This is a genomic window from Rhodococcus sp. NPDC078407 (genome assembly GCF_044542515.1).
GTDB lineage: Bacteria > Actinomycetota > Actinomycetes > Mycobacteriales > Mycobacteriaceae > Rhodococcoides.
In genome coordinates this window covers 137,890-146,705 of record NZ_JBITUQ010000012.1, presented here as the reverse complement: position 1 = coordinate 146,705, position 8,816 = coordinate 137,890, and the positions used below count along the sequence as shown (strand labels likewise).

Sequence of the window (8,816 nt, the reverse complement as noted above, 5' to 3'; positions counted from 1 at the left end):
GGGGCTCGGTGTTTGTTTCTTTGGGTGGTTTGGTGCCTGGGGGGGCCGGCCCCCGGGGCTGCGGGGTGGGGGGGGGGGGGGGGGTTTTTTGGCGCCCCGGGGGGCCCAAACCCCCCCCACGACCACTAGGCCTTGCTGAGGAAACCGAGCAGATCGTGGCGGGTGATGACGCCGACGGGCTTGCCTTCTTCGACGACCATCAGCGCATCGGATTCACCGAGCGCCTTGGTGGCGTCGGAGACGGTTTCACCGGCACCGATCAGCGGGAACGGCGAACTCATGTGCTTGGCTACGGGGTCGGCCAGTGCAGCGCGCCCCTCGAACACAGCACTGAGCAGATCGCGCTCGGTGACGCTGCCGGCAACCTCGCCCGCCATCACAGGCGGTTCCGCGCCGACCACCGGCATCTGGGAGACGCCGTACTCGCGCAGAATCTCGATGGCGTCGCGCACGGTCTCGGACGGATGGGTGTGCACCAGATCCGGCAATGCGCCGGACTTTCCGCGCAGCACCTCGCCGACCGAGGTCTCGTGCGTCTTGCCATCGAGGCGTGAACGAAGGAATCCGTACGAGGACATCCACGAGTCGTTGAAGATCTTCGCGAGGTAGCCGCGGCCGCCGTCGGGCAGCAGTACTACGACCAGTGCGTCTGGACCTTCGCGCTCGGCAACCTGGATCGCGCCCACGGCGGCCATACCGCACGAACCGCCGACCAGCAGCCCCTCCTCGCGAGCGAGGCGACGGGTCATGTCGAACGAGTCGGCGTCGGACACGGCGATAATCTCGTCCGGGATGGACGGGTCGTAGGCGGTCGGCCAGAAGTCCTCGCCGACACCCTCGACGAGGTACGGGCGTCCCGTTCCGCCGGAGTACACCGAGCCCTCGGGGTCGACGCCGATGACCTTGACCTTGCCGCCGGAGACCTCCTTGAGGTACTTGCCGGTGCCGGAGATGGTGCCGCCGGTGCCGACGCCTGCGACGAAGTGCGTGATCTTTCCGTCGGTGTCCGCCCAGATCTCGGGGCCGGTGGTCTCGTAGTGACTGGCCGGCCCGGCGGGGTTGGCGTACTGATTCGGCTTCCACGCTCCGTCGATCTCGCGAACGAGCCGATCGGAGACGCTGTAGTAACTGTTGGGGTCCTCGGGTGCGACGGCCGTGGGGCAGACGACGACCTCGGCTCCGTAGGCACGCAGAACGTTGCGCTTGTCCTCACCGACCTTGTCGGGGCACACGAACACACACTTGTAGCCACGCTGCTGCGCGACGAGCGCGAGGCCGACGCCGGTGTTGCCGGACGTGGGCTCGACGATGGTTCCGCCGGGCTTCAATTCGCCCGCCGCCTCGGCCGCGTCGATCATCTTCACCGCGATGCGGTCCTTGGACGAACCACCCGGGTTGAGGTACTCGATCTTGGCCGCGACCGTGCCGGCTCCGTCGCCGACGACGGTGGACAACTTCACCAACGGGGTGTTGCCGATGAGTTCGGTGATGTGCTGTGCGATGCGCATGCCTACATCTTCCCAGACGCAGCCGATCGACTCTCGGCCACGGCTGCCGACGCCCGCCTACGATGGTGTGGACGGCGCGACGAGAGGGATCGATCTGTGACGGCGAGCGGATGGCGCACCGCTGCTAAAGCGAGCGCCGCAACGGTACTTGCGGGCTCTGGAGCAGGGACTGCGTCCTGGGCCGCATATCGACACCTGATGGGGCAGGCCGCTGCGGCGCGCGGCGTCATCGGGCGGATCATCGCCAAGCCACCCGAGGCAGACGGGGTCTACACCGCCGGTTGTGCAGCCCCCGAGCGGTGGCGACTGGGAAATTCAGCAGATATTCATCTGATGATCTTCGGCGACTCCACCGCGGCTGGCGTGGGCTGCACCGTCGCGGACGAAGTCCCGGGTGTGCTGCTCGCCCGCGGCTTGGCGGAGGAGACCGGCCAGCGAATTCGTCTCAGCACCAAAGCAATTGCCGGCGCCACCTCCAAGGGCCTCGAAGGTCAGGTGGATGCGATGTTCGTTGCGGGGCCGCCTCCCGACGCCGCAGTGATCTTCATCGGCGCGAACGACGTCACCAAGAAGTTCTCCATCCCGGCCTCGGCAGCCCGGCTGGGAGATGCAGTGGAGCGACTGACAGCCAAAGGCTGCGTGGTAGCCGTGGGCACGTGCCCCGATCTCGGTGTCGTGACGGCCATTCCGCAGCCACTGCGGACCGTCGTCCGCAATTGGGGTCGACGCCTGGCCCATGCCCAGACGGCCAGGACGCTCAGCGCGGGCGGGCATCCGGTGGCGCTGGCGGATCTGCTCTCCCCCGAGTTTCTCGCGGCCCCCGACACCATGTTCTCGGCCGACCGCTTCCACCCGTCGGCCGCAGGTTACGAATTGGCAGCCCAGCAGATCCTGCCGGTACTGGCGTCCGCATTGGGCGTCTGGCACGGCGGCCCTCTGCCCGAGCTACCGACCGTCTCGGCCGCCGCCGAATCACGCAAGACCATCCCCCGCGCCGCCGCCGCACTCGATCGTTTCCTCCGTCGCAGAACGGCGGAGCTCGACGCCGAGATCAGCACCGCGTCGGACGATCTCGTACGTCGTGGCCGCATCGATTCGTCAGGGTTGTAAGTTCGGTCGGGAGACATCGCCTACCCGGCGGTAGCAGATTCGCAGTATCGATTCGAAGGAGATTTCATGCCAGAAGCAGTCATTGTCGCCACCGCGCGCTCACCGATCGGCAGGGCGATGAAGGGGTCGCTCAAGGACATTCGTCCCGACGACCTCACCGCACAGATGGTCGCTGCTGCGCTGGCCAAGGTGCCGTCCTTGGACCCCAAGGATATCGACGACCTCCTGCTGGGCTGCGGTCTGCCCGGCGGCATGCAGGGCAACAACCTCGCCCGCATCGTCGCAGTTCAGCTCGGCTACGACTCCCTGCCCGGAACGACGATCACGCGTTACTGTTCGTCGTCGCTGCAGACCACCCGGATGGCGCTGCACGCGATCAAGGCAGGCGAGGGTGACGTCTTCATCTCCGCCGGTGTCGAGAGCGTGTCGAGCTTCATCCACGGCAGCTCCGATTCGCTTCCCGAAAGCCACAACCCGATCTTCGCCGACGCCGAAGCGCGCACCAAGAAGACTCAGGAAGAGGGCGCGGACAGCTGGACCGACCCGCGCGAGAACGGCGAACTGCCCGACGCGTACATCGCGATGGGCCAGACGGCCGAGAACGTCGCCCTCCTCACCGGCATCAGCCGCGAGGATCAGGATCACTGGGGCGTCCGCAGCCAGAACCGCGCCGAGGAAGCCATCAACGCCGGCTTCTTCGAGCGGGAGATCACCCCGGTGACCCTGCCCGACGGCACCGTCGTCAACACCGACGACGGCCCGCGCGCAGGCACGACGTACGAGAAGATCAGCCAGCTCAAGCCGGTGTTCCGGCCCAACGGCACCATCACCGCCGGTAACGCCTGCCCGCTCAACGACGGCGCTGCAGCGCTCGTCATCATGAGCGACACCAAGGCCAAGGAACTGGGCCTGACCCCGCTGGCTCGCATCGTCTCCACCGGCGTCACCGGCACCTCTCCGGAGATCATGGGCCTCGGACCGATCGAGGCCACCCGTAAGGCGCTGAAGATCGCCGGCATGTCGATCTCCGACATCGACCTGTTCGAGATCAACGAGGCCTTCGCGGTGCAGGTCCTCGGTTCTGCCCGTGACCTGGGGATCGAAGAGGACAAGCTGAATGTATCCGGCGGTGCCATCGCGGTCGGCCACCCGTTCGGCATGACCGGTGCGCGCATCACCACCACCCTGCTGAACAACCTGACCACCCACGACAAGACGTTCGGCGTCGAGACCATGTGCGTCGGCGGCGGCATGGGTATGGCCATGGTGCTCGAACGCCTCAGCTGACCCCTGGCAACGAAAAAGCCCCGCCCTCTCCAAAGGAGTGGCGGGGCTTTTCGCGTGAGTACTAGTCGTTCTGGAAGTAGCTCAGCAGACGCAGGATCTCGATGTACAGCCACACCAGTGTGATGGTGAGGCCGAGAGCAACGCCCCAGGCTGCCTTCTCCGGTGCCTGTGCACGGATCAGCTGGTCGGCCTGATCGAAATCGAGCAGGAAGCTGAACGCCGCGATGCCGATGCAGACGAGGCTGAAGATGATGGCCAGCGGTCCACCGTCGCGCAGTCCCAAGCCACCGTCCATGAAGAAGCCGGCCACGAGGTTGCCCAGCATGAGAACGACGACACCGATGAGGGCACCGACAACCATGCGGGTCAGACGCGGGGTGACGCGAATTGCGCCGGTCTTGTAGACGATGAGCATGCCGAAGAACACACCGAACGTGCCGAGGACGGCCTGGGAGATGAGTGTCCCGGCTCCGACCCCCTGGATGTTGAAGGTGAACAGGAACGACAGGGCTCCGAGGAAGATGCCCTCCGCCGCCGCGTAGGCAAGAACGATCGCCTTGTTGTCCATCTTGCGGCCGAACGTCGCGAACATGACCAGACCGAAGCCGACCAGGCCACCGACGATGACGAACGGCGTGGCCAGACCGTCGTTGTTCTGGACCAGCAGGTACGAGATGATCGCCGTGACGGTCAACACACCGAGCGTGATGCCGGTCTTGGTGACGACGTCGTCGATGGTCATGGCCCGTTGTGCGGGCTGCGTGGTGTACGGGTCGGCCTGCGTTCCGGGATGCTGGCCGAAGGTTGCGGCCTGCGAGGCTCCAGCCGTCGCAGATCCGAATGTGGCATAGCCGCCGCCCTGCTGCTTGGGCAGGTTGCGGAACACCGGGTTGCTGGAGGTGCGCACCGTGTCTCTTCCCTTCGTAAGTTCTGATCCCCACCGGGGATCTCCCCGTCGGTCATCAGTAGAACGTATGACATCCGGACAAAAGTTCCCGAGCGGAGAACCTCGACGACGGACAAAACGGACTCTACCGGGTCGGGCGTCGACACGCGGACACAACTTCTGTGTGTGACACCGGATCGAAATGGGCACTACGAGAACATGGCAATCGAAGACCGACCAGACCAGACATTGGACCAAAGCGAGAGCCTCGACTCCGACGAGGTGCGCAACGACGACGGCGACACCGTGATCGATCCCCCGGATCAGTGGAGCGAGGCCAACAGCTTCGGAACCACCGCTCGCGAGGCCGCCGAGGGTGAGAGCCTCGACCTCAAGCTGAGCGAGGAGGAGCCCGACGTCGCCCTCGAGGAAGAACTCGAACGGCCGATCGTCGAGACGCCCGACGAAGAATTGACCGAGGAATTGGTGGATCACGTCGTCGAGGAGTCGGACGAGGATCCCGACATCGACTACGCGGAGGGTCAGCGTCAAGCCGAGATCGTCGAGGGCACCCTCGTCGAGGATCGCGGACGTAACCGGGGTCAGATCGACGGAACGCCCGAAGACGGCGGCCCGATCACCTGATGCTCACTGCTGCGCGCTCGGGCGTACCGAGCGGGCGACGGTGAACTTGCCGTTGCGCCCCATCAGGTCGGTGGGGCCAACGGCGTCGGCGAGTTCGCGTCGATAGTTCAGGTGGGTGTTGAACACGGTCCACAGCTGTCCGCCCGGCCTCAGGACTCGGCCCGCCGCGGCGAACAGCGTGCTTGCTCCTCCCGTGTGCACGGCAGCTCCCTCGTGGAACGGAGGGTTGCAGACCACGAGATCGACGGAGGCAGAGTCGAAAGTCGACATCGCATCGTCGGCGATCACCGTGATTCGAGTGCCGTTCGCCGACGCGGTCGCCGCGGCAGATGCGATCGCTGCGGCAGATCTATCAGTGGCGAGGACCTCCAGTTGGGGACGAGTGCGCGCCAGTTCGGTTGCGAGAATGCCGGTGCCGCAACCCAAATCGACAGCGCGCCGGGCACGCGGCAGCATCTTGGGTACGTACTCGAGCAGGTATCGGGTGCCGATGTCGAGACCGGCCCCCGCGAACACCGCACCGTGCGCTACGACCGTCATGTCGATATCCGAGAGGCGTCTGCTCACCGGATACGTCATGCCCGACGCCACCGCCCCGCGTGCGGTGAGCACTCGGGCCTTCTGCCGGCCGCGGCCGGCCGTGACCGTCTCGAACGACTTGCGCAGGACGTCGTTCATCGCCGGGGTCATGTGCTTGTCTCGTCCGCCGGCGAGGACGACGACGTCCGCCGAGGCATGCGCGGCGATGTGCTCGGCGATCTCGGTCAGTTCGGCCAGTCCTCGCGGCAGTTGCATCAACACCGTGCGCACGCCGTCGAGCAACTCCGCACCCAGCCCGTGTTGGGTGTACGTGCCGGCCGACGAGACCCGCGCCGCGTTCAGTTCGAGAGCCCGCACGCCCGTGACGGCATCCTGATGCACTCGCACATCGGCGAACCCCAACGCCACGGCCCCGAGGGTGAGGGCACCGTATCGATCGCCGATCACTGCGATCGGTGCCGTTCTGTCGACTCCCGGTTGCTCGTCGACGGTATCGAGAACCAGGCGGTCCGCGGCGTCGACGGCATGCAGATTGGGTGCCTCCGCGTCCGGCTCGCGGCGCAGGGCGTCGAACAGAGTGTCGTCGGGCATCCGAGGAGTATCCCACCCCGCCGACCCGGGTCCGTTCTGCTGCTCACCCCTTGTGCGCGTTTGCAATGGAGCTACGCACAACGCGCACGAGGGGGTGGCGGACCGTGCGGAGCCCGCGCGGCGAGTGGCTATTACCGTCGATCACGGGCATGCTCGGGGAATGGAACACATCGAAAAGAACGAGGCACTCTTCAGCCACCCCGACGACGCGTCGACCGATGCGCACGCCGAAGCCTCGAAGCCTGCCGTCTACACCGCCCTGTTCAGCGGCGCGAACGAATAACGCTCGGACCGCAGCGATCAGCTGTCAGGACAGGTAGCGCAAGTACTCGAGCGCCTTGGTCGCATGAACATGACCGCGTTCACTCCGCACCACCATCCGCACCACTCGGTGCCGATCTATCACGAAAGTCGTCCGCTTCACGGACAGCAGTTGCCGCAAAATCCCTCGGTCGGCCGCATGCGCGCGCCCGCGTTCGAGCTCGAGAAGCCGACGCCGTCGGGTGAACCAACCACCTCGTCGCACTCCGAACTGCTCGGCGATCGCGCCGTCCGAATCGGACAGCACGGGGAAGTCGAAGGACCTCTGCAAGGCAAAATGCCGATTCTTGTCGCTGGTGTCGGTGCTGATCCCCACCCGCCGCGCACCGAATCTGTCGAATTCTGTTCCCAGGTCCCGGAAATGGCAGGCCTCGGCGGTACAGATGGGAGTGTTGGCCGCGGGGTAGAAGAACAACACAACCGGGCCGGACACCGTCATATCGGTGAGAGCACGGACTTCGCCCAGATGATCGGGGAGCTCGAAATCCGGGGCTGTCTGTCCGATTCGCATGACGCAGAGGGTACCGGTCAGTCCTCGACCAACTCGGCGACGAGCCGTCCGCGCACATCGTCGTCTATGCCCAGGTGTTGCAAATACGCCTCGAACGATCCGTGCTCGGACGTCACAGCCTGCATCCCGCGCTCGAGATACGACGCGCGGACTCCCAACATGGCCTCTCCCGGCAGTCGAGCGTCCTCGATGTCCGGCCAGGTCCGGCGCACATGGGCGAGCAGCGGCTCCACCCCTGCATTGCTGGCGAGGTAGTCGGCGAGGATGTCGTCCTCACTCACCCCGGCCGCGCGCAACACCGTCGCGACCGTCCATCCGGCCCGATCCTTACCGGCAGCGCAGTGCACCAGAACTCCGCCTCGGCCGGCCGCGAGTGCCTCGACGACCCGCTTGATCGCAGTCGAGGCCCCGTCCAGCACCGGGAACGACGCGTAGGCGCGCAGGAGGTAGTCGACCTGACTCTGTTCGTCGCGGATCGGTGCCTCGTGCGGCGCGCGCTCCCCGCTGTCGTTGTAGAACGGCACCGCAATCGACTGCACATCGCCGGGAACTCTGTCGACACCGCTTCGGGCGATCTCCGAATCACCACGGAGATCGAACACAGTGCGTATCCCCAGATCCAGGACTGCACGCACTCCACTGTCGGTGAGCGCGCTCAGTTCCGATGCGCGATAAAATCTTCCGGGTCGAACCCTCGATCCTTCGGCAGTGCGAACACCGCCGAGGTCGCGAAAGTTCCAGGCCCCGTCGAGAGCGAACTGGTCGTGGACGCGGGCTTCGGACATGGTCCGACTGTATCCAATCCGGGCCCGCACAGAAGCTCGGCCGGGTCTAGACGCGCGGTACGAGCCACCTACGCAGCCGGGACGTGACGAACGGCATCACCACGTAGACCATCAGCGGCGTGCACATCATCACCACGACCGCTGTTCGCAGGGCTACGTTGAACCCCGTCAAATGCGGGGTGAGGACGATGTTGACCAGCAAGCTGACGGCGTAGAACGCCACACCGATCGAGATCGCCTGCTTCCAACGGGGCGGCGGGCCGCCGATCACTCGAACGGCGTCGGTCAGGTTGGACTGTGGCTCGAACCATCCCTCGACGCCGGAAAGTCGATGTGTCGCAACGTCGTCGGCAATGGGCCGACCGTTGCTGAGCCAGCGCCGTCGTTCGTCCGACTGCAGCCACGCGTCGAGGTCGTCGTGGGTCTCGAAGCGATACACCACGTGATAGTCCAGGGAGGTACCGGAACTCCGCAGCCAGCCGCCACCGAGAAAACCGGGGAAGGTTCGGACGAGATCGATGCCGCGGTCGGTCCATTCGACGAACTCCGCTTCGTACCCCTCGCGCACGCGCCGGGCGACCGAGGTCGTGACGTGATCGAGCGTGTCCGTCGTGGTCATGCGCCGCTCTCCT

10 protein-coding genes are annotated in these 8,816 nt (G+C 65.8%); 4 read left to right on the top strand and 6 right to left on the bottom strand.

Translation table 11 applies throughout. From position 1 onward, the window contains the following. Positions 1 to 125: 125 nt before the first annotated feature. Positions 126 to 1,508, bottom strand: a complete 1,383-nt coding sequence (locus ACIGGF_RS14545) for a cystathionine beta-synthase (RefSeq protein ID WP_397521990.1) — start codon at positions 1,506 to 1,508, stop codon at positions 126 to 128. A 96-nt stretch (positions 1,509 to 1,604) separates the two neighbouring features. Here ACIGGF_RS14545 and ACIGGF_RS14540 point away from each other — a divergent pair, with 96 nt between their 5' ends. Together ACIGGF_RS14540 and ACIGGF_RS14535 are read left to right on the top strand one after the other, a co-directional pair. Beyond that, a complete protein-coding gene (locus tag ACIGGF_RS14540) occupies positions 1,605 to 2,618 on the top strand; it encodes an SGNH/GDSL hydrolase family protein (protein ID WP_397521989.1) in 1,014 nt (337 codons plus the stop codon). A gap of 66 nt (positions 2,619 to 2,684) precedes the next feature. After that, the gene (locus tag ACIGGF_RS14535) at positions 2,685 to 3,905 is read left to right on the top strand and encodes an acetyl-CoA C-acetyltransferase (protein ID WP_397521988.1); all 1,221 of its coding nucleotides are present in this window, start codon (positions 2,685 to 2,687) and stop codon (positions 3,903 to 3,905) included. 61 nt (positions 3,906 to 3,966) lie between these two features. On the opposite strand, the gene ACIGGF_RS14530 is transcribed toward ACIGGF_RS14535, so the two are convergent. Beyond that, on the bottom strand, positions 3,967 to 4,812 hold the full coding sequence (locus ACIGGF_RS14530) for a Bax inhibitor-1/YccA family protein (RefSeq protein ID WP_397521987.1): 846 nt from the start codon (positions 4,810 to 4,812) through the stop codon (positions 3,967 to 3,969). 198 nt (positions 4,813 to 5,010) lie between these two features. On the opposite strand from ACIGGF_RS14530, the gene ACIGGF_RS14525 reads away from it, so the two are divergent. Then, the gene (locus ACIGGF_RS14525) at positions 5,011 to 5,436 is read left to right on the top strand and encodes a hypothetical protein (protein WP_397521986.1); all 426 of its coding nucleotides are present in this window, start codon (positions 5,011 to 5,013) and stop codon (positions 5,434 to 5,436) included. 3 nt (positions 5,437 to 5,439) lie between these two features. Here the strand turns inward: ACIGGF_RS14525 and ACIGGF_RS14520 are convergent, their stop codons facing one another. After that, on the bottom strand, positions 5,440 to 6,567 hold the full coding sequence (locus ACIGGF_RS14520; protein WP_397521985.1) for a class I SAM-dependent methyltransferase: 1,128 nt from the start codon (positions 6,565 to 6,567) through the stop codon (positions 5,440 to 5,442). Between the two features lie 160 nt (positions 6,568 to 6,727). On the opposite strand from ACIGGF_RS14520, the gene ACIGGF_RS14515 reads away from it, so the two are divergent. Further along, the gene (locus ACIGGF_RS14515; RefSeq protein WP_397521984.1) at positions 6,728 to 6,850 is read left to right on the top strand and encodes a hypothetical protein; all 123 of its coding nucleotides are present in this window, start codon (positions 6,728 to 6,730) and stop codon (positions 6,848 to 6,850) included. Positions 6,851 to 6,874: 24 nt separating this feature from the next. Here ACIGGF_RS14515 and ACIGGF_RS14510 read toward each other — a convergent pair whose 3' ends face one another. The 3 genes from ACIGGF_RS14510 to ACIGGF_RS14500 are packed head-to-tail and all read right to left on the bottom strand — an operon-like array spanning position 6,875 to position 8,803. After that, a complete protein-coding gene (locus tag ACIGGF_RS14510; protein ID WP_397521983.1) occupies positions 6,875 to 7,399 on the bottom strand; it encodes a peroxiredoxin in 525 nt (174 codons plus the stop codon). A 17-nt stretch (positions 7,400 to 7,416) separates the two neighbouring features. After that, on the bottom strand, positions 7,417 to 8,184 hold the full coding sequence (locus ACIGGF_RS14505; RefSeq protein WP_397521982.1) for a tyrosine-protein phosphatase: 768 nt from the start codon (positions 8,182 to 8,184) through the stop codon (positions 7,417 to 7,419). Positions 8,185 to 8,230: 46 nt separating this feature from the next. Further along, positions 8,231 to 8,803 (bottom strand): antibiotic biosynthesis monooxygenase, encoded by a 573-nt coding sequence (locus tag ACIGGF_RS14500; RefSeq protein ID WP_397521981.1) that lies wholly within the window; start codon positions 8,801 to 8,803, stop codon positions 8,231 to 8,233. Positions 8,804 to 8,816: the final 13 nt, after the last annotated feature.

Excerpts from the sequence above, each read along its gene's own strand:
- ACIGGF_RS14545 (WP_397521990.1), bottom strand. The coding sequence starts at position 1,508 with ATGCGCATCGCACAGCACATCACCGAACTCATCGGCAACACCCCGTTG.
- ACIGGF_RS14535 (WP_397521988.1), top strand. The coding sequence starts at position 2,685 with ATGCCAGAAGCAGTCATTGTCGCCACCGCGCGCTCACCGATCGGCAGG.
- ACIGGF_RS14525 (WP_397521986.1), top strand. The coding sequence starts at position 5,011 with ATGGCAATCGAAGACCGACCAGACCAGACATTGGACCAAAGCGAGAGC.
- ACIGGF_RS14520 (WP_397521985.1), bottom strand. The coding sequence starts at position 6,567 with ATGCCCGACGACACTCTGTTCGACGCCCTGCGCCGCGAGCCGGACGCG.
- ACIGGF_RS14515 (WP_397521984.1), top strand. The coding sequence starts at position 6,728 with ATGGAACACATCGAAAAGAACGAGGCACTCTTCAGCCACCCCGACGAC.
- ACIGGF_RS14510 (WP_397521983.1), bottom strand. The coding sequence starts at position 7,399 with ATGCGAATCGGACAGACAGCCCCGGATTTCGAGCTCCCCGATCATCTG.
- ACIGGF_RS14505 (WP_397521982.1), bottom strand. The coding sequence starts at position 8,184 with ATGTCCGAAGCCCGCGTCCACGACCAGTTCGCTCTCGACGGGGCCTGG.
- ACIGGF_RS14500 (WP_397521981.1), bottom strand. The coding sequence starts at position 8,803 with ATGACCACGACGGACACGCTCGATCACGTCACGACCTCGGTCGCCCGG.